The sequence below is a fragment of the Streptococcus canis genome (assembly GCF_900636575.1).
In the GTDB taxonomy this organism is placed as follows: Bacteria; Bacillota; Bacilli; order Lactobacillales; family Streptococcaceae; genus Streptococcus; species Streptococcus canis.
The window spans coordinates 1,406,405-1,432,824 of record NZ_LR134293.1; the positions used below are offsets into that span (position 1 = coordinate 1,406,405).

Annotated in this window: 25 protein-coding genes and 1 pseudogene; 23 read left to right on the forward strand and 3 right to left on the reverse strand. The window is 40.4% G+C overall.

The features are described from left to right. Positions 1 to 12: 12 nt before the first annotated feature. From rnz to rfbB, 13 genes are all read left to right on the forward strand, one after another. Positions 13 to 942, forward strand: coding sequence for a ribonuclease Z (gene rnz, locus EL097_RS07190; RefSeq protein ID WP_003043926.1), 930 nt, complete (start codon positions 13 to 15; stop codon positions 940 to 942). Next, positions 942 to 1,706 (forward strand): SDR family NAD(P)-dependent oxidoreductase, encoded by a 765-nt coding sequence (locus tag EL097_RS07195; RefSeq protein ID WP_003043924.1) that lies wholly within the window; start codon positions 942 to 944, stop codon positions 1,704 to 1,706. Before rnz ends, EL097_RS07195 begins: the two co-directional genes overlap by 1 nt. Next, complete coding sequence (recJ, locus tag EL097_RS07200) at positions 1,703 to 3,910, forward strand: single-stranded-DNA-specific exonuclease RecJ (protein ID WP_003043921.1); 2,208 nt, start codon at positions 1,703 to 1,705, stop codon at positions 3,908 to 3,910. The genes EL097_RS07195 and recJ overlap by 4 nt, the downstream gene beginning before the upstream one ends. 133 nt (positions 3,911 to 4,043) lie before the next feature. Beyond that, positions 4,044 to 4,562, forward strand: a complete 519-nt coding sequence (locus EL097_RS07205; protein ID WP_003043920.1) for an adenine phosphoribosyltransferase — start codon at positions 4,044 to 4,046, stop codon at positions 4,560 to 4,562. A gap of 80 nt (positions 4,563 to 4,642) precedes the next feature. Further along, entirely contained in the window at positions 4,643 to 5,326 is a 684-nt protein-coding gene (locus tag EL097_RS07210; RefSeq protein WP_003043919.1) for a DnaD domain-containing protein, read from the forward strand. Next, a complete protein-coding gene (gene nth, locus EL097_RS07215; RefSeq protein ID WP_003043917.1) occupies positions 5,323 to 5,979 on the forward strand; it encodes an endonuclease III in 657 nt (218 codons plus the stop codon). The genes EL097_RS07210 and nth overlap by 4 nt, the downstream gene beginning before the upstream one ends. A 71-nt stretch (positions 5,980 to 6,050) precedes the next feature. Then, entirely contained in the window at positions 6,051 to 6,737 is a 687-nt protein-coding gene (locus EL097_RS07220) for a tRNA (adenine(22)-N(1))-methyltransferase (RefSeq protein WP_093998933.1), read from the forward strand. Further along, positions 6,727 to 7,515, forward strand: coding sequence for a Nif3-like dinuclear metal center hexameric protein (locus EL097_RS07225; protein WP_003043913.1), 789 nt, complete (start codon positions 6,727 to 6,729; stop codon positions 7,513 to 7,515). The genes EL097_RS07220 and EL097_RS07225 overlap by 11 nt, the downstream gene beginning before the upstream one ends. Positions 7,516 to 7,532: 17 nt before the next feature. Beyond that, complete coding sequence (locus EL097_RS07230) at positions 7,533 to 8,354, forward strand: ZIP family metal transporter (RefSeq protein ID WP_003043912.1); 822 nt, start codon at positions 7,533 to 7,535, stop codon at positions 8,352 to 8,354. Positions 8,355 to 8,364: 10 nt separating this feature from the next. Then, positions 8,365 to 9,471: an NAD(P)/FAD-dependent oxidoreductase gene (locus EL097_RS07235; protein ID WP_003043911.1), complete on the forward strand. Its 1,107-nt coding sequence runs from the start codon at positions 8,365 to 8,367 to the stop codon at positions 9,469 to 9,471. 57 nt (positions 9,472 to 9,528) lie between these two features. Next, on the forward strand, positions 9,529 to 10,398 hold the full coding sequence (gene rfbA / locus EL097_RS07240) for a glucose-1-phosphate thymidylyltransferase RfbA (RefSeq protein ID WP_003043910.1): 870 nt from the start codon (positions 9,529 to 9,531) through the stop codon (positions 10,396 to 10,398). Next, entirely contained in the window at positions 10,398 to 10,991 is a 594-nt protein-coding gene (locus EL097_RS07245) for a dTDP-4-dehydrorhamnose 3,5-epimerase family protein (protein ID WP_003043909.1), read from the forward strand. The genes rfbA and EL097_RS07245 overlap by 1 nt, the downstream gene beginning before the upstream one ends. A gap of 227 nt (positions 10,992 to 11,218) precedes the next feature. Further along, complete coding sequence (gene rfbB / locus EL097_RS07250) at positions 11,219 to 12,265, forward strand: dTDP-glucose 4,6-dehydratase (RefSeq protein WP_003043908.1); 1,047 nt, start codon at positions 11,219 to 11,221, stop codon at positions 12,263 to 12,265. Between the two features lie 376 nt (positions 12,266 to 12,641). Here rfbB and EL097_RS07255 read toward each other — a convergent pair whose 3' ends face one another. After that, positions 12,642 to 12,833: a hypothetical protein gene (locus EL097_RS07255; protein ID WP_003043906.1), complete on the reverse strand. Its 192-nt coding sequence runs from the start codon at positions 12,831 to 12,833 to the stop codon at positions 12,642 to 12,644. A gap of 55 nt (positions 12,834 to 12,888) precedes the next feature. After that, positions 12,889 to 13,908, reverse strand: a complete 1,020-nt coding sequence (locus tag EL097_RS07260; RefSeq protein WP_003043903.1) for a lactonase family protein — start codon at positions 13,906 to 13,908, stop codon at positions 12,889 to 12,891. Positions 13,909 to 13,996: 88 nt separating this feature from the next. On the opposite strand from EL097_RS07260, the gene EL097_RS07265 reads away from it, so the two are divergent. Genes EL097_RS07265 through EL097_RS07275 form a run of 3 tightly spaced genes read left to right on the forward strand, consistent with a single transcriptional unit; the run spans position 13,997 to position 16,938 of the window. Further along, the gene (locus EL097_RS07265; protein ID WP_003043901.1) at positions 13,997 to 14,476 is read left to right on the forward strand and encodes an NUDIX hydrolase; all 480 of its coding nucleotides are present in this window, start codon (positions 13,997 to 13,999) and stop codon (positions 14,474 to 14,476) included. A 43-nt stretch (positions 14,477 to 14,519) separates the two neighbouring features. After that, entirely contained in the window at positions 14,520 to 15,701 is a 1,182-nt protein-coding gene (locus EL097_RS07270; protein ID WP_003043899.1) for an AI-2E family transporter, read from the forward strand. Next, positions 15,691 to 16,938: a tetratricopeptide repeat protein gene (locus EL097_RS07275; protein ID WP_003043897.1), complete on the forward strand. Its 1,248-nt coding sequence runs from the start codon at positions 15,691 to 15,693 to the stop codon at positions 16,936 to 16,938. The genes EL097_RS07270 and EL097_RS07275 overlap by 11 nt, the downstream gene beginning before the upstream one ends. Positions 16,939 to 16,993: 55 nt before the next feature. Here EL097_RS07275 and fbp54 read toward each other — a convergent pair whose 3' ends face one another. Beyond that, complete coding sequence (gene fbp54 / locus EL097_RS07280) at positions 16,994 to 18,646, reverse strand: Rqc2 family fibronectin-binding protein Fbp54 (RefSeq protein ID WP_003043895.1); 1,653 nt, start codon at positions 18,644 to 18,646, stop codon at positions 16,994 to 16,996. Between the two features lie 274 nt (positions 18,647 to 18,920). Here fbp54 and EL097_RS11285 point away from each other — a divergent pair. The 7 genes and pseudogenes from EL097_RS11285 to EL097_RS11235 all read left to right on the forward strand — a co-directional run bounded on the left by EL097_RS11285 (position 18,921) and on the right by EL097_RS11235 (position 26,412). Next, positions 18,921 to 20,059: pseudogene (locus EL097_RS11285) on the forward strand (IS110 family RNA-guided transposase). 549 nt (positions 20,060 to 20,608) lie between these two features. Next, the gene (trpX, locus tag EL097_RS07290) at positions 20,609 to 21,604 is read left to right on the forward strand and encodes a tryptophan ABC transporter substrate-binding protein (protein ID WP_039994684.1); all 996 of its coding nucleotides are present in this window, start codon (positions 20,609 to 20,611) and stop codon (positions 21,602 to 21,604) included. Between the two features lie 17 nt (positions 21,605 to 21,621). Continuing rightward, positions 21,622 to 22,491, forward strand: coding sequence for an ABC transporter permease (locus EL097_RS07295; RefSeq protein WP_003043889.1), 870 nt, complete (start codon positions 21,622 to 21,624; stop codon positions 22,489 to 22,491). Continuing rightward, the gene (locus EL097_RS07300) at positions 22,488 to 23,246 is read left to right on the forward strand and encodes an ABC transporter ATP-binding protein (protein ID WP_003043886.1); all 759 of its coding nucleotides are present in this window, start codon (positions 22,488 to 22,490) and stop codon (positions 23,244 to 23,246) included. Before EL097_RS07295 ends, EL097_RS07300 begins: the two co-directional genes overlap by 4 nt. A 205-nt stretch (positions 23,247 to 23,451) precedes the next feature. After that, positions 23,452 to 25,113 carry a ribonuclease J gene (locus tag EL097_RS07305; protein ID WP_003043884.1) on the forward strand — a complete coding sequence of 554 codons (1,662 nt, stop codon included), beginning with the start codon at positions 23,452 to 23,454 and terminating at the stop codon, positions 25,111 to 25,113. Between the two features lie 176 nt (positions 25,114 to 25,289). Next, entirely contained in the window at positions 25,290 to 26,075 is a 786-nt protein-coding gene (locus EL097_RS07310; RefSeq protein ID WP_003043881.1) for an alpha/beta hydrolase, read from the forward strand. A gap of 28 nt (positions 26,076 to 26,103) precedes the next feature. Further along, the gene (locus EL097_RS11235) at positions 26,104 to 26,412 is read left to right on the forward strand and encodes a hypothetical protein (protein WP_003043878.1); all 309 of its coding nucleotides are present in this window, start codon (positions 26,104 to 26,106) and stop codon (positions 26,410 to 26,412) included. The last annotated feature ends 8 nt before the right edge of the window (positions 26,413 to 26,420 follow it).

The following is a 26,420-nucleotide window of genomic DNA, read 5'->3' on the forward strand; positions in this document are numbered from 1 at the left end:
AGAATAGATTGAATGGAATTACAATTTTTAGGAACCGGAGCTGGTCAACCAGCCAAACAACGCAATGTCTCAAGCCTGGTCTTGAAACTCTTAGATGAAATCAACGAAGTTTGGATGTTTGATTGTGGCGAAGGGACCCAAAGACAAATTTTAGAAACCACCATCAAACCTCGAAAAATTAAAAAAATTTTTATTACCCATCTGCATGGAGATCACATTTTTGGACTCCCAGGTTTCTTGTCTAGCCGTGCTTTTCAAGCCAGCGAGGAACAAACAGACCTTGATATTTATGGACCTGTTGGTATCAAAACCTATGTATTAACCAGCTTAAAAATTTCAGGCTCTCGTTTACCTTATACCATTCATTTCCATGAATTTGATGAGAAGTCGCTTGGTAAAATTATGGAAACAGATAAGTTTGAAGTTTATGCAGAGCGTCTGGCGCATACCATTTTTTGCATGGGGTATCGAGTGGTTCAAAAAGACTTAGAAGGAACCCTAGACGCAGAAGCTTTAAAGGCAGCGGGTGTTCCTTTTGGACCACTCTTTGGTAAAATCAAAAATGGACAAGATGTTGAATTGGAAGACGGCCGTCTGATTTGTGCCAAAGATTATATTTCTGCCCCTAAAAAAGGTAAAATCATTACCATTATCGGTGATACACGCAAAACGTCTGCCAGTGTCAGATTGGCTAAAGATGCGGATGTTTTGGTTCACGAATCAACCTATGGCAAGGGCGACGAGAGGATTGCAAGAAATCATGGACATTCCACTAATATACAGGCAGCGCAGATTGCCCGTGATGCTGGTGTCAAGCGCCTCTTGCTCAACCATGTGTCAGCTCGCTTTTTAGGACGTGACTGTCGCCAGATGGAAAAAGATGCTGCAACGGTATTTGAAAATGTTAAGATGGTACGAGATTTAGAGGAAGTGATTATTTAATGGCACAAAGAATCATTGTTATGACAGGAGCTTCTGGAGGGCTGGCTCAGGAAATTGTTAAGCAGCTGCCCAAAGAAGATGGACTGATTTTATTAGGACGTAACAAAGTGCGCCTAGAACACTGTTATCAGCATATTGATAACAAAGAATGCCTTGAACTGAACATTACCGATCCAGCAGCCATTGAAGAGATGGTTGCTCAGATTTACCAGCGCTATGGCCGTGTCGATGTCTTGATTAATAATGCTGGCTATGGAGCTTTCAAAGGCTTTGAAGAGTTTTCCGCCCAAGAAATAGCTGATATGTTTCAGGTCAACACCCTAGCGAGCATTCATTTTGCCCGCTTGATTGGTCAGAAAATGGCAGAGCAAGGGCAAGGCCATCTCATTAACATTGTGTCCATGGCAGGATTGATTGCGTCAGCCAAATCGAGCATTTATTCAGCCACCAAGTTTGCCCTTATCGGATTTTCCAATACCCTTCGCTTGGAATTAGCGGATAAAGGGGTTTACGTGACCACCGTGAATCCAGGTCCCATTGCCACCAAGTTTTTTGAACAAGCGGATCCGTCTGGACATTATTTGGAAAGTGTTGGGAAGTTTACTCTCCAACCCAATCACGTGGCTAAGCGCTTGGTTTCCATTATCGGGAAAAATAAACGAGAATTGAATTTGCCCTTTAGTTTAGCGGTAACCCATCAATTTTACACTCTTTTCCCCAAATTATCCGATTATCTTGCAAGAAAGGTATTTAATTATAAATGATTAAATCCAAATATAGCTGGAAAATAGAAGACAAGAAGCCAGATGATGGCTTCTTTAAGCTAGCAAAGGCAAAAGGTCTGACCCAGACCGCCGCTCAGTTGATTTATGAGCGAGGGATAAGGACTGAAGAAGCCTTAGATGACTTTCTGGTAGCTGATTTGTCGCAACTGCATGATCCCTATTTGCTACATGACATGGCAAAGGCTGTCCCAAGGATTCGCCAAGCTATTGAAGAGGGCGAACGGATTCTCATTTACGGCGATTATGATGCTGATGGCATGACGTCGGCATCTATTGTCAAGGAAACCTTAGACATGATGGGGGCAGAGCCTTTAGTTTACCTCCCTAACCGTTTTACAGATGGTTATGGTCCCAATCAGAGCGTCTATAAATACTTTATTGAGCAGGAAGCTGTGTCCTTAATTATCACGGTTGATAATGGAGTAGCAGGGCACGAAGCGATTAGCTATGCCCAAGCACAGGGAGTTGATGTTATTGTGACTGACCACCATAGCCTGCCTGAAGAATTGCCAGAGGCCTTTGCCATCATTCACCCTGAGCATCCCGATGCTGATTATCCCTTTAAACACTTAGCTGGCTGTGGCGTTGCCTTTAAATTGGCAACTGCTTTGCTAGAAAATTTGCCAACAGACTGCCTAGACTTGGTAGCCATTGGAACAATTGCTGATATGGTAAGTTTGACAGGTGAAAACCGTGTCTTAGTCAAAAATGGCTTGACCATGCTCAAGCATACTGAGAGGATCGGTTTGCAGGAACTAATGACCCTATCACCTATTGATTTAGAACATTTTAATGAAGATGCTATTGGTTTTCAGATTGCTCCGCAATTAAATGCTTTAGGCCGCTTGGATGACCCTAATCCAGCCATTGAGCTGCTGACAGGTTTTGATGACCAAAAAGCCCAAAATATTGCCTTGATGATTAAGGAAAAAAATGAAGAGCGTAAGGCCTTAGTCCAAGAGATTTTTGATCAAGCGATGGCTATGGTTGACGATCAAAAACCTGTTCAAGTCTTAGCTCAAGCCGGCTGGCACCCTGGTGTTCTGGGGATTGTCGCTGGTCGTATCATGGAAACTATTGGACAAACGGTAGTTGTCTTGACCATTGATAATGGCTTTGCAAAAGGCTCGGCCAGAAGTTTAGAAGCTATTAATATTTTTGAAGCTTTGAGTGGCAAGCGTGAATTATTTACAGCGTTTGGGGGGCATGCTGGTGCAGCAGGAATGACCCTTCCCCTTGATAACTTAGAAGCTCTCTCAGACTTGCTCTGTCAGTTTGTGATAGAGCGTGGCTTAGATCAGACTGCCAAAAATACACTGACTATTGATGAAGGTTTGTCATTGGAGGAACTTAGTCTTGATACTTTAAAGAGTTTAGATAAATTAGCTCCTTATGGTATGGATCATCCCAAGCCGGTCTTTTATGTCAAGGACATAACAGTTAGCCAAGCGCGTACCATGGGACAGGACCAGAGTCATCTTAAATTCAAAGTCAGTCAGGGCAAAACTTCCTTTGATGTACTGGCTTTTGGTCAAGGAAGCCAGATACAAGACTTTCAACAAGCTACTGGTTTAGAATTAGCAGTGACCTTATCTGTCAACCATTGGAATGGGAACACGAGTCTCCAATTCATGTTAGTAGATGCTCGTGTTGATGGAGTACAACTTCTTGATTTAAGGACAAAAACGGCGAAAATTCCTGAAGGTATTCCGACTATTGAAGAAGATCCAAATGCCAAAGTCGTTCTGATTAATGACATTCCTGAAGATTTCAAAAGCTGGCGTACCCAGTTCGCTAATAAGACTTTTGACGCTATTTATTTTAAAAATCAGATTAACCATCCTTACTACCTAACGGGATTTGGTAGTCGTGAACAGTTTGCTAAACTCTACAAAACCATCTACCAATTTCCCGAATTTGATTTGCGTCATAAGTTGACTGACTTGAGTCGCTACCTAAACATTGACAAACTCTTATTGATTAAGCTCATTCAGATTTTTGAAGAGTTAGCTTTTGTGACGATTGAAGATGGATTGATGACGGTTAACCCACAAGCGCAAAAACGAGAGATTTCAGAGAGTCACATTTACCAAGAGTTAAAAGAATTGGTGAAGTTTCAGGAAATCATGGCATTGGCTAGCCCGCAGGAGATGTACGATTATTTGGTCCATTCCAAATCATAATCATGCCCATTTCAGACGAGCGTCAATTATTTCATAAGGCAACGATTGGAAGTCTTATTTTACGAAAAAAGCATTTCGTGATATAATGAAGAGCATTTTATTTTTGGCGATTTGCCACTAGAAAGAATTAATTATGGATTTAACAAATTATATTGCATCAATTGAAAACTATCCTAAAGACGGTATCACTTTCCGCGATATTTCACCTTTAATGGCTGACGGAAAAGCTTACAGCTATGCTATTCGTGAAATTGCTCAGTATGCTTGTGACAAAGATATTGACATGATTGTCGGCCCAGAAGCACGTGGTTTTATTATCGGTTGCCCTGTTGCAGTTGAACTGGGTATCGGATTTGCTCCAGTTCGCAAACCGGGTAAATTACCAAGAGATGTGGTGTCAGCTGATTATGAAAAAGAATATGGTCTTGATACCTTAACCATGCATTCAGATGCTATTAAGCCAGGTCAACGTGTGATGATTGTTGATGATTTATTAGCAACTGGTGGAACAGTAAAAGCAACTATCGAAATGATTGAACAACTTGGTGGTGTTGTTGCAGGTTGTGCCTTCCTTATCGAGTTGGATGGTTTAAACGGCCGTGATGCGATTGGCGACTACGATTGCAAAGTCTTGATGCAATTCCCTGGTTAATCAGACACATCGGTATCACATCAAACACTAAAAGTAGCGAAGGCTAGGGACTCTTGTCCTAGTCTCTTGATAGAGGGATTATGAGTTTTTTAGAACATTATAAGTCAGGTAACTTGGTACTTCCAAGTACCTTGCTTTTTCATTACAAGGATATTTTTAAGAGCTCAGATGATTTTTTAGTCTGGCAATTTTTCTATCTACAAAATACGACAAAGCGTGATGATTTAGCTCCCAGTCAGATCGCCAATGCCCTAGGCAAATCAGTGGCAGATATTAATAAAATCATTTCATCTTTGACTAGCCAAGAGTTATTGGATATGAAAACCATTGAACTGGCTGGAGAAATAGAGATTATTTTTGACGCTAGCCCAGTCTTGGCTAAGTTAGACCAGCTCGTAGCTAAACAAACTGCTGCTGAGGCCACTCATCAAGAAGAACCTAATCATTTCAAACATCTCGTTGATGACTTTGAACGTGAGTTGGGACGCTTTTTGAGTCCTTTTGAGCTAGAAGATTTGGAAAAATCTCTTCATGATGATAAAACGGATCCTGATTTGATCCGAGAAGCTCTTAAAGAAGCTGTTTTCAATGGCAAAACTAACTGGAAATACATTCAGGCTATTTTACGTAATTGGCGAAAAGAAGGCATTGTTAACCTTAGACAAGTAGAAGAGCGAAAACGGGCAAGAGAAGATCAGAATGCTTCTCAGGTTAGCGTATCTGATGATTTTCTTGCGGCCATGAACCTTTGGAGTGATTCATGAGAATAGGGAAAGAACGCTTACGCAAAGTTTTAGCCTTGATTGCTGAGATGTTTCCTAAAGCCAGAGGAGAGTTGGATTGGGAGAGCCCATTTCAACTCTTAATTGCTGTGATTCTATCAGCACAGACTACTGATAAGGCAGTTAATAAAATCACACCAGTCCTTTGGGCTAAATATCCTGAAATAGAGGATTTAGCCTCTGCAAATGTGGCAGATGTTGAAAATTGTCTACGGACCATAGGCCTCTATAAAAATAAAGCCAAAAATATCATTAAAACAGCCCAAGCTATTTTAACCAATTTTGGTGGTCAAGTGCCAAAAACACACAAAGAATTAGAATCTTTGCCAGGAGTTGGCCGTAAAACCGCTAATGTTGTCTTGGCAGAAGTTTATGGTGTGCCAGCAATTGCGGTGGATACTCACGTCTCAAGAGTGGCCAAACGATTGAATGTGTCAGCTCCTGATGCGGATGTGACCGAAATTGAGCAAGATTTGATGGCTAAGATCCCTAAAAAAGATTGGATTATCACTCATCACCGCTTGATTTTCTTTGGTCGCTATCATTGCTTGGCTAAAAATCCCAAATGTGCGATTTGCCCCGTTCAAAGCTACTGCAGATACTATAAAGATACTTATGGAAAATCGAAGGCCTAGCCTTTGGTTTTCTTTTTTTATGGGGATAATTTTGCTATAATAGAACCATTACGTTTTAGAAAGAAGTCAAAATGGACAGTCATTTATCAAATCGTTTAGCTCAAGTTGCGACCTATGTTCCAAAAGGTGCCAAGCTTTTAGATGTTGGCAGCGACCATGCCTACCTCCCTATATTTTTGGTAGAAACCAATCAAATTTCAGCAGCCATTGCTGGTGAAGTGGTTAAGGGCCCCTATGAATCTGCTCTTAAAAATGTCACTCAGTCTGGCCTTGCCGATCATATTCAGGTACGCTTGGCCAACGGCCTTGCAGCCTTTGAGGAGGCTGATGGCGTTACAGCCATTACGATTTGTGGTATGGGTGGGCGTTTGATTGCTGATATTTTAGAGGCAGGTAAGGAAAAATTGCAGGGCATTGAGCGCTTGATTTTGCAACCCAACAATCGAGAGGATGATTTACGAACCTGGTTATCGGCTAACGCTTTTAAGATTGTTGCAGAAACCATTATGACCGAAAATGACAAATATTATGAAATCATCGTGGCTGAGCCAGGCCAACAAGCATTGTCCGCGAGAGACTTGCGATTCGGTCCTTTCTTAGGACAGGCAAAATCAGCCGTTTTTGTAAGCAAATGGCAGCGGGAAGTCGATAAATTACAGTATGCCTTGTCCTGTGTTCCAGAAACCAACCGTCAGGACCGCGCAGCTATTCAGCAAAAAATACAACAAATAGAGGAGGTGATTGTTCATGAAAGCTAAAACCTTAATTGATGCCTATGAAGCCTTTTGCCCCTTAGACCTCTCTATGGAGGGAGATGTGCGGGGGTTACAAATTGGTAGTCTCGATAAGGATATTCACAAGGTCATGGTCACCCTAGATGTTCGTGAACAAACTGTAGCTGAGGCAATTGCCAAGGGTGTTGATTTGATTATTACCAAGCATGCTCCGATTTACAAAGGGGTCAAAGACCTGGTGTCTTCCCCTCAGCGTGATATTCTGCTAGATTTGGTTAAACATGATATTGCTGTCTATGTGAGCCATACCAATATTGACATTGTGTCAGGTGGCTTAAATGATTGGTTCTGTGACCTGCTAGAAATCAAGGAAACAACTTACTTGTCTGAAACCAAAGAGGGTTTTGGCATCGGTCGTGTTGGAACTGTTGAGCAACAATCGTTAGAAGAATTGGCAAGTAAGGTCAAAATGACCTTTGGCTTAGATGCGGTGCGTCTTATTCGCTACGACAAGGCCAACCCTTTGGTTTCCAAGGTTGCTATCTGTGGCGGAAGTGGCGACGATTTTTATCGCGCAGCCTTACAAAAAGGTGCGGATGTTTACATTACAGGGGATATTTATTATCATACAGCACAGGAGATGTTGACAGAAGGGTTAATGGGAATTGATCCGGGTCATCATATTGAAGTGCTGTTTACGGAGAAAATAAGGGAGATACTACAACAGTGGAAGGAAGAAAAGGCTTGGGACATCATAATAATGGCAAGTGAAGCCTCAACCAATCCTTTTAGCCATTTGTAGGAGATTGAGGGATTAAGATGGATTGGCTATTATCGCAAAATCTGTTATTATTAGCATTTTTAGCAGGTCTTTTTACTTGGGGCTGTACTATTTTAGGAGCGACTATTGTTTTCTTCTTTAGGAATATTAGTCGTCGATTATTAGATACTATGATGGGATTTGCGGCTGGTGTTATGATTGCAGCTTCTTTTTGGTCGCTCTTAGAACCATCTATTGCCTATGCTAAGGCTGATGGAAATGTCTGGTCTTGGTTTCCAGCGGCCTTTGGCTTTTTACTTGGTGGGCTTTTTATTAGATCCATAGATGCCCTTGTACCGCATTTGCATCTCGACAAAGATGTGTCAGATGTGGAAGGTCTGCAACCTCCGAAAAAATTATCTAGAACAGCCCTCTTGTTTTTAGCTATTACGATTCACAATATTCCAGAAGGATTGGCAGTTGGTGTTACCTTTGGTGCTTTAGCGTATGGTAAGGTCTCAACGTCAGCACTGCTAGGTGCTATAGGTTTAGCCATTGGTATTGGCTTGCAGAATATCCCAGAAGGTGCGGCCCTGTCTATTCCTATTCGTGCTGATGGGAAATCGCGTTTAAAAGCCTTTTATTGGGGTGCTATGTCAGCTATTGTTGAACCAATTGGTGCTGTTATGGGGGCAGCTTTAGTCTTGTTGATGCTTCCAGTCTTACCCTATGCTTTATCTTTTGCAGCAGGGGCTATGATTTTTGTGGTAGTGGAAGAATTAATTCCAGAATCACAGACCAATGGTAACACGGATGTGGCTACTTTAGGGTTAATGTTAGGTTTTGTGATTATGATGGTTATGGATGTCGCATTAGGATAGAATATCAGAGATGAAAATTGCAATTATTGGGGCGGGGATTGTAGGATCAACCGCCGCTTATTATTTACAAAAAAATGGTCAAAAAGAAGTTACCCTATTTGACTATGGTCAAGGACAAGCCACTAAGGCTGCTGCCGGTATTATTAGTCCCTGGTTTTCAAAGCGTCGCCACAAGGCTTGGTATCGCATGGCTCGTTTAGGTGCTGATTTTTATCAACAGTTAGTCAGCGACTTACAGACTGATGGCTTTGCAACGGATTTTTACCAGCAAAATGGGATTTACTTATTAAAAAAGCAAGAGGAGAAGTTAAAAGATCTTTATCAATTAGCTTTAAGTAGAAAAGAAGAATCCCCTTTAATCGGTCATTTGGAGGTAAAAAAACGTGAGGAGATACAAGAGGAATTTCCAGGCTTAGTTGGTTTTGACAGTTGTCTATACGCTTCAGGAGCTGCTAGAGTTGAAGGAGCCACCTTATGTGAGGTTTTGCTTGAAGCTAGTGGCTACCCAGTTATTCGCCAAAAAGTCAATCTGAAACAGCATGGAAGCAGTTACGAGATTGCTGGTCATGATTTTGATCAAGTGATTTTAGCAGCTGGAGCTTGGCTACCTGATTTATTAACACCGCTTGGTTATCAGGTAGATGTTCGGCCACAAAAAGGACAACTTTTGGATTATGTTTGTGAGGATTGGGCCAGTGATGCCTATCCAGTAGTCATGCCAGAAGGTGAGTTAGATATTATTCCCTTTAATCAAGGTAAGATTTCTGTTGGTGCGAGTCACGAAAATGATAAAGGTTATGACCTTGAACCTGATTGGCAGGTCTTAGAAAAACTTGAAATGCAAGCTTTTACTTATTTGCCAACATTAAAAGAAGCCACTCAAAAAGCTTATCGTGTAGGGATAAGAGCTTACACAAGTGATTACTCTCCTTTTTATGGTCAGGTTCCTAATTTAAAACACCTTTATGTAGCTAGTGGTTTAGGCTCTTCTGGCTTGACAGTAGGCCCTCTAATTGGTCACGAATTGGTTCAGCTGTTATTAGGAAAAGAAGCTCGTCTAAGAGCTGCAGATTATCCTACAAATCGTTACCTCTTTCTAGCTAATGGTAAAGCGTGACACTGCTTTCAAAAAATGATAGAATAATAGGGTACATATAAGAATAGGAGCTCTAGTATGAAAGGTATTATTCTTGCAGGCGGTTCGGGGACACGGTTGTATCCACTGACTCGTGCCGCATCAAAACAGTTGATGCCCATTTATGACAAGCCAATGATTTACTATCCTTTATCCACTTTAATGTTGGCTGGTATCAAGGATATCCTAATCATTTCAACCCCACAAGACCTTCCTCGATTTGAAGAATTATTAGGAGACGGTTCTGAATTTGGGATTAGTTTGTCTTACAAGGAACAACCAAGCCCAGATGGTTTAGCACAAGCCTTTGTCATTGGTGAAGAATTTATTGGCAATGATCGTGTTGCCCTTATTTTGGGGGATAATATTTATCATGGCAACGGTCTCACTAAAATGCTTCAAAAGGCAGCTGCTAAAGAAAAAGGGGCTACTGTTTTTGGTTATCAAGTGAAAGACCCAGAACGTTTTGGAGTGGTTGAATTTGATGAAAATATGAATGCCATTTCTATCGAGGAAAAACCAGAAGTGCCTAAGTCTCATTTTGCAGTCACAGGCCTTTACTTCTATGACAATGACGTGGTAGAAATTGCCAAAAACATTAAGCCAAGTGCGCGTGGTGAATTGGAAATTACAGACGTTAACAAGGCTTATTTGGAACGTGGCGATTTATCAGTTGAATTGATGGGACGTGGTTTTGCTTGGCTAGACACTGGAACCCACGAAAGCTTGCTTGAAGCTGCTCAGTACATTGAAACTGTTCAGCGCTTGCAAAATGCTCAAGTAGCCAACCTTGAAGAAATCGCTTATCGTATGGGCTATATTAGTAAGGAAGATGTGCATCATTTGGCACAGTCCTTGAAGAAAAATGAATACGGGCAATACTTGCTTCGATTGATTGGAGAGGCTTAATGACAGATACATTTTTTGACAAACCATTAGCTTGTCGTGAAATCGAAGAAATCCCAGGTTTATTGGAATTTGATATTCCTGTCCGTGGGGATAATCGTGGCTGGTTTAAAGAAAATTTTCAAAAAGAAAAAATGGTGCCTCTGGGCTTCCCAGAACATTTTTTTGCAGAAGGAAAATTACAAAATAATGTGTCCTTTTCTCGTAAACATGTACTGCGTGGACTTCATGCTGAACCGTGGGACAAGTATATTTCAGTAGCTGACGGTGGCAATGTTTTAGGGGCATGGGTTGACCTTCGTGAGGGAGAAACATTTGGAAATGTCTATCAGACGGTTATTGATGCCTCTAAGGGAATCTTTGTACCTAGAGGTGTGGCCAACGGCTTTCAAGTGCTTTCGGATACAGTATCTTACAGCTATCTCGTTAACGATTATTGGGCGCTTGAATTGAAACCGAAATACGCTTTTGTTAATTATGCTGACCCAAGTCTAGGGATTACCTGGGAGAATTTAGCGGCAGCAGAAGTTTCTGAAGCTGACAAAAATCATCCACTATTGAGGAATGTCAAACCTTTGAAAAAGGAAGATTTATAGTAATAGATTGACATTGACTTGGTTAATTTAATATTAAAGAAAGGAATTATTTAACTCAGAAATGTTGCGAGCAGAGCGAGCAAGAGAGGTCCAAAGCCGTAATGAACAGAAAAAGTGCTGAGCTCTTTTTCTTGGGAAAAACTGAGAGTTTAGACGCTCAAATTTTAGGCATGGAATTTCGAAAAAATCGCTGCCGACCGCTCTACCTAAGTTGAATCTCATAAAAAATGACAGATTATAAAAACATTATCGTCACCGGTGGCGCAGGTTTCATCGGTTCAAACTTCGTTCACTACGTCTATCACAACCACCCAGACGTTCATGTGACAGTTCTTGATAAACTAACCTACGCTGGAAATAAAGCTAATATCGAGGCTATCCTTGGTGACCGTGTGGAGTTGGTGGTCGGTGACATTGCCGACGCTGAGCTGGTCAATCAGTTGGCAGCAAAAGCAGATGCTATTGTTCACTACGCAGCTGAAAGCCACAATGACAATTCTTTGAATGACCCAAGTCCATTTATCCACACCAACTTTATCGGAACATACACCTTGTTAGAAGCGGCCCGTAAATATGATATTCGCTTCCACCATGTGTCAACAGATGAAGTTTATGGTGACCTTCCTCTTCGTGAAGATCTTCCCGGACATGGTGAAGGACCAGGTGAAAAATTCACTGCCGAGACCAACTACAACCCAAGCTCACCTTATTCATCTACTAAAGCTGCCTCTGACTTAATTGTCAAAGCTTGGGTTCGTTCATTTGGTGTGAAAGCAACCATCTCTAATTGTTCTAATAACTACGGCCCCTACCAACACATTGAGAAGTTTATTCCTCGACAAATTACGAATATCTTGTCAGGTATTAAACCAAAACTTTATGGAGAAGGTAAGAATGTCCGTGATTGGATTCATACTAATGATCATTCCACTGGCGTGTGGGCAATCCTGACCAAGGGACGTATCGGGGAAACTTACCTCATTGGTGCTGATGGGGAGAAAAACAATAAGGAAGTCCTTGAGCTTATCCTTGAGAAAATGGGGCAACCAAAAGATGCTTATGATCATGTAACAGATCGTGCTGGCCATGACTTACGTTATGCTATTGATTCGACAAAATTACGTGAAGAATTGGGTTGGGAGCCACAATTTACTAATTTCTCAGAAGGTTTAGAAGATACCATCAAATGGTATACAGAGCATCAAGAATGGTGGAAAGCTGAAAAAGAGGCTGTTGAGGCAAATTATGCTAAAACTCAAGAAGTGATTAAATAAAACATTAAAAACCTTGTCATGTTAACGTTTGTTGAAGATGTCAAGGTTTTTTGCTTTAGAAAGAGATGAAAAGAGGAGATCCCCTTAGTTTTGTTGGTGTTAGCATTCCATTTATTAACAGGTTTGCTGCATGATGGAGTCATTGTCTATTTCAGAAATTCCTAGGTTTTTGGAGGACAAAACAGAATGTCGTCACTAGGCTTGGGATTAGAAAAGCGAATGGGGCTGGGTAAAAAGTCGAAATCTCACTGATTTATTCAAATTTTCGAAACAAGAAACAGCATGAAATCTTTCGTTTACAAACGTTGATTTCATGCTGCTTTGCTTATATTAGACTTTTTGCCCAGCCCCATTCGCTTAGTCAGGTCATGTTTAATTATTTTCCAAATAGGCCTTTAACTTTGTCCAAAGCATCATTGATAAAATCATTGCCTTCGAGCATTGTTTTGGCCTTCTCAAAGTAGTCTCCTAGGCCTTCTTTGTGGTCTTCAATAAAGGTTTTTGCAGCTGAAAAATCTTTTTTCGCGATGAGGTCTTTGACCTGTTCAAATAGTTCTTGTGGTGTCATTGGTTTACCTCTCTTTGTTTGGTTGTTTTCATTTAATCATAAAGAAAGCTCTTTATCAAGTGTCTGCCTTGAAAGTGACACAAACAGCTTCTGGAATAATGATATCCGTTGAAAGGAGAGTTAGCTTCCCTGTTTGGTCATGACGTTTAAAGATAGTCACATTATCAGAATCTTGATGGGCAACAATCAGATGGTTTTGGTCGGGACTAATGGTAAAGTCTCGTGGACACTTACCATTGGTCTTAACAGTCTCTAAATACTCAAGTTGCCCATCTTTACGCACCTTAAAGACAGCTAAGGAATCATGACCGCGATTACTGGTGTAAAGAAAGCGCCCATCTTGACTGAGACGAATAGCAGCGCAGGCATTGAAACCCTGAAAATTTGGGGGTAAGGTGGAAACGGTTTGAAGACGTTCAAAGTAGCCACATCCATCATAGACTAAGACTTCTACCCTTGCATTGAGTTCACACAGGAGGTAGGCTATTTTTTCATTAGGGTGAAAAACAAGGTGTCGGCTGCCAGCTCCCGCTTGTGACTGGTAATTAGCTATCTGATTTAATTGCCCTTCAGCTGAAACAGCATAAGTGGTGACAGAATCAGTTCCTAAGTCACAGGTAACAAGGTACTTGTCTGGCGTCAAGCCAACAAAATGAGCATGAGACTGTTCTTGATGTGGGTGAGGACCTGCTCCTTTACGTTTGATTTGATCAGCTAACACTAGAGAGCCATCAGGCATTATCCGATAAACCACAATCATACCTTGATGATAACTAGCCCCATAGAGCAATCGTCTGTTGGGGTCAAGAGTAATATGGCAAAGCGAGAATCCTTTTTCGCCAACACGATTAATCTCTTGACCTTGGCTGGTTAACGCAAGCACACCACCTGAAGTTGCTTCTTTAAAAATAGTGTAAAGGTTTCCTCTCTCGGAGATTGCCAAATAATTGGGGTTTTCTACTTTTGAAAAAAGCTTCACATCAGTTAGTTTCCCCATCTGAGGCTGCCAAGTAGCAGTGTAAATGCCTTGTGATCTCCTCTGGGTATAGGTACCAAAATAAACCGTCTCTGTCATTGTCTCAACACTCCTTCCCATAATAAAATAATAGCATATTTTCTAGAGATTGGTATAATAGAAACAAAGATGGAAAGGAAAGAGGCAAATGACCCAATTAGCAACCATTTGTTACATAGATAATGGCGATGCTTTGCTGTTGTTGCACCGCAATAAAAAAGAAAATGATGTCCACGAAGGCAAGTGGATTTCTGTTGGGGGTAAGCTTGAAGCAGGTGAAACCCCAGACGAGTGTGCCCGCCGTGAAATTTTAGAAGAAACTCATTTGACGGTTAAAAAAATGGATTTTAAGGGAATGATTACTTTCCCAGAATTTACCCTTGATCATGATTGGTACACCTATGTGTTTAAAGTAACCGAGTTTGAAGGAGAACTAATCTCAGATGAAGAATCCCGGGAAGGGACCTTGGAATGGGTGCCTTACGATCAGGTATTGGAAAAACCAACCTGGGAAGGGGACTATGACATTTTTAAATGGATTTTAGAAGACCGTCCTTTTTTCTCTGCCAAATTTACTTACGACCAAAACAACCAACTCATTGATAAATCCGTGACGTTTTATAAATGAGCCTCATGAACTTATCCCCTCAAAAGAAAGGAACCCTATTTTAATGCCCTTAATACCTGATAAGTCTAAAACAGATAGCTTATTTTACAAATGGTTTTTAAATAATCAAGCTGTCATGGTGTTATTAATAACACTTTTAGTCTTTTTAACGATTTTTATCTTTACTAAAATTTCCTTTTTGTTGGCGCCAGTGATTTCTTTTTTTGCGGTCATCATGCTGCCCTTGGTTATTTCGACCATTCTTTATTATCTGACCAAACCCTTAGTTGACCTGATTAATCACTTGGGTCCGAATCGTACCACCTCTATTTTTATTGTTTTTGGTTTGATTATTTTACTTTTTGTCTGGGCGATTTCAGGCTTTGTTCCCATGGTACAGACCCAGCTTACCAGTTTTATTGAGGACCTTCCCAAATATGTTGGCAAGGTCAATGAAGAGGCCAATAAACTTCTTGAAAATGAATGGTTAGTTAGCTACAAGCCCCAACTCCAAGACATGCTTACCCATACAAGTCAAAAGGCTTTGGATTATGCGCAAAGTTTTTCAAAAAATGCCATTGATTGGGCAGGTAATTTTGCAGGTGCTATCGCTCGAATTACCGTGGCTATTATTATTTCGCCTTTTATCCTCTTTTATTTCTTACGAGATAGTAGCCACATGAAAAATGGCCTTGTGAATGTCTTGCCTCTCAAATTACGTGTGCCCATGACTCGAGTTTTGGGAGATATTAACAAGCAATTATCGGGCTATGTCCAAGGACAGGTAACCGTTGCTATTGTTGTCGGTTTTATGTTCTCAATCATGTTTAGTTTGGTGGGACTGAAATATTCCATCACTTTCGGGATTATTGCTGGCTTTCTTAACATGATTCCCTACTTAGGAAGTTTCCTTGCCATGATACCTGTTGTGATTATGGCCATGGTACAAGGCCCATTGATGTTGGTTAAGGTGCTTGTTATCTTTATGATTGAGCAAACCATCGAAGGGCGGTTTGTGGCACCGCTTGTTTTGGGGAATAAGCTGAGCATTCATCCCATTACCATTATGTTTTTGTTGTTGACCGCAGGGGCTATGTTTGGTGTCTGGGGCGTTTTCCTTGTCATTCCAATCTATGCTTCTGTCAAAGTCGTGATTAAAGAATTATTTGACTGGTACAAAAAAGTTAGCGGTTTGTATGATGAAGAAGTAGTGGTGATTGAGGAGGGTAAGGATCGTGTTGAATAGTGACAAAATGATTGCTTCCTTGGATCAGCAAGACCTAGCGCACGCTGAAAAATATTTCCAAGCAGCTTTAAAAGAAGACGATGCAGAGAGTTTAATCGCTCTAGGAGAATATTTAGAAAGCATTGGTTTTTTGCCACATGCCAAGCGTATTTATTTGCAATTGGCTGAGGATTACCCAGAACTCAATGTTAACTTAGCTCAGATTGCAGCAGAAGACGACGCCATTGAAGAAGCCTTCTTGTATTTGGATAAGATTCCAAAAGATAGCCCGGATTATTTATCTGCTCTCTTAGTGATGGCAGACCTTTATGACATGGAGGGACTGACAGATGTGGCGCGTGAAAAATTGCTTCAGGCAGTGGCAATCAGCCCAGAGCCACTGGTCATTTTTGGTTTAGCAGAAATTGACATGTCCTTGCAGTATTTTAAAGAAGCTATTGATTACTATGCGCAGTTAGACAATCGTCAAATCCTTGAATTGACAGGAATTTCTACCTATCAACGCATTGGGCGAGCCTATGCAAGCTTAGGGAAATTTGAGGCGGCTATCGAATTCCTAGAAAAGGCAGTGGCCATTGAATACGAAGACGAGGCTGTTTTTGAATTGGCGACCCTCTTGTATGACCAAGAAAACTATCAAAAAGCTAACCTTTACTTTAAACAGTTAGAAACCATCAATCCAGATTATCCAGGTTATGAATATGGCTATGCTTTGAGCCTTCATGAAGAGCATAAGACGCCAGAAGCCTTGCGCTTGGTTCAACAAGGTCTTCGCAAAAACGCATTTGATAGTCAATTATTATTGCTAGCATCACAGTTTTCTTATGAATTACACGATAGCCAAAACGCTGAAAATTACCTGCTTCAAGCGAAGGAAGTAGCCGTTGATGATGAAGAGATTCTCATGCGATTAGCGACCCTTTATTTTGATGCCGAGCGTTTTGAGGAGGTTATTGCTCTTAATCGTGAGACGATTGATAATGTCCTAACCAAATGGACCATTGCCAAGGCTTACCAGGTCTTAGAACAAGAAGAAGTTGCCTTGACCCTTTATGATGAGATTTCGGCTGATTTGGCAGAAAATCCAGAGTTTTTACAGGATTATGCCTATTTATTAAGGGAGTTTGGCCAGTTTCACAAGGCTGCCCAAATGGTTATTGCCTATCTCAAACAAGTGCCTGATGATGTAAATATGCAAGATTTTCTTGACCATGTCAAGCACCAACAATCAGAATAAAAAACAGCTCTCCAACGGAAGTTATTTCCCTAGGAGAGCTGTTTTTAGTTGATTATCAGGGTAATTTCATAGAGAGAATTTTGACTTGGTCAGGAGTAACCCGTAAGGTTTTTTGACCAGTATAAGTCACAAATCCTGGTTTAGCACCACTAGGTTTGTGCAATTTTTTAACTTCAATCATATCGACCTGAACGAGATTTGATAATCTGGCTTTCGAATAATAAGCGGCTAGTTCAGCAGCATCGGTTTTAACCTCATCACTTGGATTAAGATTGTCTTTGATGATGACATGACTTCCAGGAATATCCTTAGCATGGAACCATAATTCTCCTTTTTTAGCCATTTTAAAGGTTAATTCTTCATTTTGGAGGTTATTGCGTCCCACCAAGAGAAGGGTTTTCCCATCTGAAGCTAGATATTGCTCAGGTTTTTTGCGTTTGTGACGCTTGTCACGGTGTCGATTTTTTAAAAAGCCAGCTTGGTACAATTCTTCACGGATATCTTCGATGTCGTCGATACTTGCTTGAGATAAATTGTATTCAACACTTTCAAAATAAGCAATACTTTGCTTGGTATCGGTAATCAGTCCAGATAAGTGTTTGACGGCTTCTTTTAATTTTTGATATTTTTTAAAATAACGTTGAGCGTTTTGGTTTGGAGTCAAGGCTTTGTCCAAGGCAATCTCAATCTGCTGACCAGTATAGTAATTGTCTAAACTCACTGTGTCTTGATTATTTGGAACCAGACTGAGGTAAGTGGTTAACAATTCCCCTTTTTGACGGAACAGCTCAGCATTTTCGGTGGCTAACAGCTCAGCCTCTTGTTTACGAAGCTTATTGCGAGTTTTGCTCAGTTCAGTTTGCACACGGTGGATCAAGTCGCTGGCTTGCTGATTGATACGGTCGCGCTCAGCCTTATCTTGATAAAAGTGATCAAGCATGTCGGACAAACAATCAAATGTAGCATAACTATCTGAGAAAAGAACAGGTGCAAAAGAGGTTGTGGTCAGATTTGCCTGAGTAGGTCTGGCAAAAAAGTCACGGAACCGTTTTAATTTGTCTGTGGTCAGAAGTCCAGCTAATTCTTTTGCGGTGTCTCGCCCCAAACCTTGAAAATGCTGCTGCAAATTTTTAACGGACAAGTCTTGTGTTTGAAGGATTTCAAAGAGAGGCACATCTGCAATCGTAAAAGGATTGACAGCAGCTGTTTTAGGGGGTTCAATATAGGTAGCGCCAGGTAAAATCGTGCGGTAAGAGTTTTGAGAGAAACCAACATGTTTAATGGATTCGATGATTTTATTTTCTGCACGGTCCACCAAAATGATATTGCTATGTTTGCCCATGATTTCAATGATCAGGGTTGCTTGAATAGCATCTCCGATTTCATTTTTATTAGATACCTTGATTTCGATAATGCGGTCATTATCAATCTGTTCCAACTGCTCAATGACAGCTCCCTGAAGGTATTTGCGCATAATCATGGTAAAGGTATTAGGTACCTGAGGATTTTGAAAGTCTGCTTGGGTGATTTGAAGTCGTCCAAAAACAGGATGGGCAGACAATAGCAATTTATAATTCTTGCGATGGTTCCGAATGGTTAAAACAAGTTCCCGTTCAAAGGGCTGATTGACCTTTTGAATACGGCCGTAAAGCAAGTTCTCTTTTAATTCGTTGGTTAAATGGTGTAAGAAAAAGCCGTCAAAAGACATGGTTTCTTATATTTATATTAGTGGATAGCTCCCGCTAGTATAAACCCTTTCTTTAATTATTTTTTAGATTTGTTTTATACTTAGTTCAGCGCTGTGGATTAGTACCATGTTTTAATCGCTTTGACGATTTAAAGGAGACTCTAACCACAGCTCTTTGTTTTATTGGTAATGAGAATGATAACGCTTTGACGTTTTATTTCGTGTAAGAATACAAGGCAAAGAGTGCGTGGAACGAACAACAGCTGCTAATCACTTGGAAAGGAATCAGAAACTTATGTTCTATATTGGTATTGATATTGCCAAAACCAAACACGATTTAGCCTGTATCAATGAAACTGAAGAAACAGTGATAACTAACTTCAGATTCGCCAATTCTTATCAAGGCTTTCATCAGCTTAAACTTAAACTAAAACAGCTCTCTCCTATCACACAAGATATCCATATAGCACTTGAAAGCACAGGACACTATAACTATAATATTGTTGCTTTCTTAAGAGAGTTAGGATATACCGTTTTCGCTTACAACCCTTTTATTATCAAACAATTTGCCAAATCTCAGTCTCTAAGGAAAACCAAAACAGATAAGCTCGTAAATTACGGTCTGATGTTACTCCTGAATATTATCAGACAGATAAAGTAATGGATGAGTTAAAAGAACTCACACGCTAGCAAAACCGTTTAATTCAGTCACGCTCTAAATGCAAGAACTTATATATCCGATTACTTGACATTATCTTTCCTGAGATTAATAGCTACGTTAGTAATCTTCATAGTCATTTTGTCTATGAGTTATTGACTAAGTACCCTTCTGCTCAAAAGATAGCTCGTGCTAGAGTCTCATCGTTACTTAAAATCAAACGGCTAACCGCTGATAAAGCGCATCAGATACAAGAAGCAGCCAAACAAACGATTGGTAATGCTTCGTCAGCTTTATCCCTAGAGCTAGTGCAGTTAATTGAAAGTATTCAACACTATGATAAACAGATTAATCAAACTCAAGAAGAAATTAACCGATTGATGGCTGAATTGGATTCTTCCATCACCTCTATTTCTGGAATCGGAAGTCGTCTTGGTGCTATTATCCTAGCTGAAATTAAGACTATCTATAATTTCAAGAATCCAGACCAGCTTCAAGCTTTCGCTGGATTAGACCCTGCTATTTACCAATCAGGACAGTTGGATAATACCGGTCATATGGTAAAACGAGGCTCCTCTTATCTAAGGTATGCCCTAATACAAGCTGCCAAACTCATCTCCATTTACTCACCGCATTTTAAAACCTATTTAAAGCTAAAAATCAGTCACGGCAAACACTATAATGTGGCTGTGACACTTATTGCCAAGAAGCTTATTCGTGTCATTTATCATCTCCTCAAAACCAATCAAACCTTTGATGAGGCTAAACTAAGATAAAAATACAGAAATCAAGAATGATTTTTAAAACTTGCTCAAGGGCAAGAGTTTTTGCGTGTCTAAAATTGAGCTTTTAGACGAAAAGGTGTAAAATAATAAGTGCATCCTCCAGACGATTGAGTAACTTGCATTCAAGTTTATCGCAGTGGGGGTGTTTTTTTATTTTGTAGAATTTTCTCTTGACTTTTTATATAGAATGTCTCCTTTCTGAATTCTAATCTCTTCATTATACCACAAATGTTTGGTTAAAAATATGAACGAAAGTTCTTGCAATTTCTTCAATTTAGGTTATAATGTTAAAAAAACGAGAAAGGAATTCCTAAGATGACGCAAGCACAACATCGGACAAATTGGCAAAGCTGGCATAGATAAGTTGTGTTTATGAGCTGTCATGGATACGACTTTTAGAGTACTTCTAAAAAGGTATCTATGCGCTGACATTGGATTTCACAAGAGCGCCTAGTAGTAAATACTAAGCGCTTTTTCTTTTGAGAAGGATTCTCATCATCAACAGTGTAAAGAGATTAACAAGAAATGTGAGGAATTAAGATGAAAAATAAGAGCTTAATAGTAACTCTAATCATATTAATGGTAATGGTGATAGGCTCTCTATTAGCAAAAGGCATGGCAAAAGAGAAAGATGATTTGGCCAGTCAAAAAAACATTAAGATTGGTATATTACAGCTAGTGACCCACGAAGCCCTAGATGATATTGAACGCGGTATTGAAGATCAGCTTAGAAAGCAAACGCCTAAAGGGAAACACGTGACCATTAAGCTAATGAACGCCGAAGGGGATCAGAGTAAAATTCAGGCCATGAGCCGCCAGTTAACCCAGTCAGGAAATGATATTGTGATTGGAATTGCGACTCCAGCAGCTCAAGGATTAGCCGCTGCCACTAAAGATATTCCCGTTGTCATGTCAGCCATTTCTGATCCTGTTGGTGCGAAGTTGGTAAAGCACTTGGAGAGACCCGAAGGCAATGTGACAGGCTTGTCTAATAAAGTTCCCGTCAAGCAAACCATTGACTTGATGAGAGAATTGACTCCTGAGGCAAAACGAATTGGAGTGTTATATGCTAGTAATGAGGATAATTCCTTATCACAAGTAAAGTCCTTTAGTCAGCTGGCTCAGAAAAAGGGTTATCAAGTTATTCCCTATGCAGTCCCATCAACTAACGAAGTTCCTACGACCATGTCCGTCATGTTGAGTAAGGTAGATGCTATATTTATTCCGCAAGATAACACCATTGCAAGTGCCTTTTCATCTGTCATTACCGCCAGTAAAGCGTCAAAGGTTCCAGTTTACTCTAGTGTGGATACTATGGTTAAAGAGGGCAGCTTGGCCTCTATTTCTCAAAGTCAGTATCAATTAGGTGTTGAGACAGCTAATCAGGTTTTACGATTGATTAAAGGAAAAGCTGTTGCCGATATTTCGGTCAAGGTTATTGATCATGGTAAACCACTAATAAATAAAAAGGTAGCAGAAGAACTTGGAATTCCTATGTCACAACACCTTTTGGACACAGTCTCATTTGTAGAGTAATAACAGAAAGGAAAAATATGATTATTTCATCAGTTTCACAAGGCCTCTTCTGGGGAATTTTAGGCTTGGGGATTTATTTGACCTTTAGGATTTTAAATTTTCCTGACATGACTACTGAGGGCTCCTTTCCCTTAGGCGGTGCGGTTACGGTCACGGCTATTCATTTAGGCTGGAATCCCTTTATGTCAACTTTTCTTGGCATGTTTGCTGGAGCTCTAGCAGGGCTTCTAACGGGACTTTTATACACTAAGGGGAAAATTCCAACGATTCTAGCTGGAATTTTGGTGATGACTTCTTGTCATTCCATTATGTTAATGGTCATGGGAAGAGCTAATTTAGGGTTGCATGACAACAAGCGCGTTCACGATTACCTCCCCTTTTCAGCAGATGTGAGCAGTCTTCTAACAGGCTTATTGGTGGTTGTAATTGTCATTAGTCTTTTGATCTATTTCCTTTACACCAACCTTGGGCAGGCATATATTGCTACGGGTGATAACAGAGACATGGCAAAAAGTTTTGGAATTGATACTGACCGCATGGAGGTCATGGGATTAGTTGTGTCCAATGCCTTGATCGCCCTATCAGGAGCCTTGGTTAGTCAACAAGATGGTTATGCTGATGTTTCAAAGGGAATTGGTGTTATTGTTATTGGTTTGGCCAGTATTATTGTTGGAGAGGTGCTTTATTCAACAGGTTTAACACTTTTGGAGCGGTTAATTGCTATTGTTGTGGGATCAATCCTATATCAATTTTTAATTTCAGCTGTCATTGCACTCGGATTTAACACCAACTATCTAAAATTATTTAGTGCCCTTGTTTTAGCCCTATGCTTAATGGTGCCAGTATTAAAGCAACGTTTTTTTAAAGGGATGAGGTTATCACGATGACAAAAATTATTGAATTAATCCATGCGACAGTGGCAGTTAATAATGGGTTTGATGACATTAAAACCATTTTGGATGATGTCTCTTTGACCATTTATGAACATGATTTTTTAACCATTTTAGGAGGAAACGGTGCTGGAAAATCCACACTCTTTAATGTGATTGCCGGAACACTAAGTTTGACACGGGGGCAAATTAGGATTCTTGGTCAAGATGTGACGAATTGGCCAGCAGAAAAAAGAGCTATCTATCTATCACGAGTTTTTCAAGATCCTAAAATGGGAACAGCCCCTCGGATGACAGTGGCTGAAAATCTCTTAATTGCACGTCAAAGAGGAGAAAGACGTTCCTTGATTTCTCGAAAAATAACAGAGCACTTAGCTAGCTTTGAGGAGTTGGTTAAACGAACGGGAAATGGTTTAGAACACCATTTGGGAACACCAACTGGTCTTTTATCGGGTGGGCAAAGACAGGCCTTAAGTTTACTAATGGCAACCTTGAAAAAGCCAGAACTCTTATTGTTGGATGAACATACGGCTGCCCTCGACCCCAAGACAAGTCAGTCTTTGATGCGCTTAACGGATGAATTTGTGACAAAAGATCGGTTGACAGCGCTAATGATTACTCATCAAATGGAAGATGCGCTCACTTACGGCAATCGCCTCATTGTGATGAAGAATGGTAAAATTATCAAAGACCTCAATCAAGCAGATAAGGATCAAATGACTATTGCAGATTATTACCAGCTTTTTGATTAATCTCAAAAATAAACCCATTGAAAGCTTAACTTTCGATGGTTTTTTTGGCTATGACTTATGAAAATAATCTGAAAGTGCCAAGATTATTTAGAGAAAAACTGCCTAAAATATGATATACTATAAAGGATAGTAGCATAGCTACATAGCAGTAATTCGACTTACGTTGTAAGGACCGTTTGTAATAAAAAAATATTAGAGGAGTATCATGACTGATATTAAAATGATTGCCTTGGGGGGTGTCCGTGAATACGGAAAAAACTTTTACTTGGTAGAAATTAACGATTCTATGTTTATTTTAGATGCTGGACTCAAGTATCCTGAAAATGAACAACTTGGGGTAGATTTAGTTATCCCAAATTTAGACTATGTGATTGAACATAAAGACAAGGTGCAAGGGATTTTCCTGAGCCATGGCCATGCTGACGCTATTGGAGCGCTACCTTATTTATTGGCAGAAGTATCGGCTCCTGTCTTTGGATCTGAATTAACCATCGAGTTGGCAAAATTATTTGTCAAAGGGAATAACAACACTAAGAAATTCAACAATTTCCATGTGGTGGATAGTGAAACAGAAATCGAATTTAAAGACGGCTTGGTATCTTTCTTTAAAACGACACATTCTATTCCAGAAAGTATGGGAGTTGTGATTGGTACAGACAAGGGAAATATTGTTTACACAGGAGATTTCAAGTTTGATCAAGCCGCACGTGAAGGCTATCAGACAGATTTGCTACGTCTAGCTGAGATTGGGAAAGAAGGGGTTTTAGCCCTCTTATCAGATTCAGCTAATGCGACAAGCAACGACCAAATTGCCAGTGAATCTGAAGTCGGTGAGGAAATGGACAGTGTCATTGCTGATGCTGATGGCCGTGTCATTGTGGCCGCAGTAGCTTCAAATCTAGTCCGTATCCAACAGGTCTTTGATTCCGCTGTTGCTTATGGTCGTCGCGTTGTGTTAACCGGAACAGATGTTGAAAATATTATACGAACTGCCTTACGTTTGAAAAAACTAATGATTACAGATGAGCGCCTGTTGATTAAACCTAGGGACATGGCCAAGTTTGAAGATCACGAATTAATCATTCTTGAAGCCGGCCGTATGGGTGAGCCGATTAATAGTCTGCAAAAAATGGCAGCCGGCCGCCATCGTTATGTCCAAATCAAAGAAGGAGATCTGGTTTATATTGTGACCACTCCAAGTACGGCTAAAGAAGCCATGGTCGCACGAGTTGAAAATTTGATTTACAAGGCTGGTGGTTCTGTTAAATTAATCACACAGAATTTGCGCGTGTCAGGCCATGCTAACGGGCGTGGATTACAGCTCTTAATCAATTTGTTGAAACCTCAGTATCTTTTCCCAGTTCAAGGGGAATATCGGGATTTGGCTGCCCATGCTAAGTTAGCAGAGGAGGTTGGTATTTTCCCAGAGAACATTCATATTCTTAAACGCGGCGATATTATGGTACTCAATGACGAGGGCTTTCTTCATGAAGGTAGTGTACCCGCCGGTGATGTCATGATTGATGGTAATGCTATCGGTGACGTGGGTAACATTGTCTTACGAGACCGTAAAGTCTTGTCAGAAGATGGTATTTTTATCGTTGCCATCACGGTTTCTAAAAAAGAAAAACGCATTATCTCAAAAGCGAAGGTGAATACCCGTGGATTTGTTTATGTTAAGAAAAGCCGTGACATTTTAAGAGAAAGTGCAGAACTGGTTAACAAAACAGTTGAGAATTACCTGCAAAAAGATACGTTTGACTGGGGCGAATTAAAAGGGAATGTCAGAGATGACTTGTCTAAATTCTTATTTGAACAAACCAAACGACGCCCAGCTATTCTACCGGTAGTCATGGAAGTTCGCTAATGGAAAGGAGGGTTAGGCAAACATTGCCAGCCTTCTTTAGTTTTAAAAGTTTAGGTTTTTACGAGAACATCAGTAATCTTTTTCATTTCTGCTAACCTTGACCACGGATGGATTGTTAGCTGAATCTGGTCTGGTGTTTTATCTAAAAACCATATTCAGGGAAAGGAGTGTTAGTTATGGCAAGTATTGCAATTGAATACCATTCAGCAGTTTTAGACATGGAGCGAGGTGTTAACGTCATTTATCCAGACCAGTCTGAAATCCCGCAAGAGGAACAAGGAGACACGGATATTCCTGTTTTATATCTGCTTCATGGCATGGGAGGCAATGAGAATTCTTGGCAAAAACGGACAGCTATTGAACGTTTGTTGCGCCACACGAACGTGATTGTGGTCATGCCTTCGACGGATTTGGGCTGGTATACAGACACTGCCTATGGGATTCATTATTACCAGGCCTTGGCAGAAGAATTGCCCCAAGTGTTGGCATCTTTCTTTCCAAATATGAGTCAGAAACGAGAAAAAACCTTTGTTGCTGGGCTCTCTATGGGTGGCTATGGTGCCTTTAAATGGGCTCTCAAAAGCAATCGTTTTTCTTATGCAGCTTCTTTTTCAGGAGCCTTGGATTTTTCCCCTGAGACCTTGCTTGAGGGAAATTTGGGAGAATTAGCCTATTGGCAAGGGGTCTTTGGCCAGTTTAATGCCCCTGATCTCGACAAGCATTACCTTAAAAATATGGTGGCGGAAAGTGATGGGAAAACCAAGTTTTACGCTTGGTGTGGCTATGAGGATTTTCTCTTTGAGGCGAACGAAAAAGCTATATCAGAGTTTAGGGCTCAAGGACTTGAGGTGGATTACAGAAAAGATCATGGGAAACATGAGTGGTATTATTGGAACCAGCAATTGGAAACGCTCTTAGAGTGGCTACCCATTCATTATCAAAAGGAAGAAAGGTTGTCTTAGAAATGGTTAAGGCAAAAAGAAGTGACTGATGAAAATATTCCAAGATCTTATCTTGTGGCTACCTAAGCTACTTTTGACGTTTTTTTGGCATCTCATCAAAGGCTTTTTGCAGACGGTTTTACTAGTAACGATTATTATTGTGGGCCTCATTTATTATGCTAATCACAGTGACTCCGTTTTAGCCAATAAGATTTCAATAGTAACCGAACAGCTTGTCCAGCTATTTGATAGCTTAACACAAAAACGATCTACAAGGATTGACCAAGAAAAAGTCCTCCCTAACGAAAGGCTACTTGCTAGCGCCGAGGAGGTTTCCCCATCATTCAGAAGGTCCTAGATTTCTTT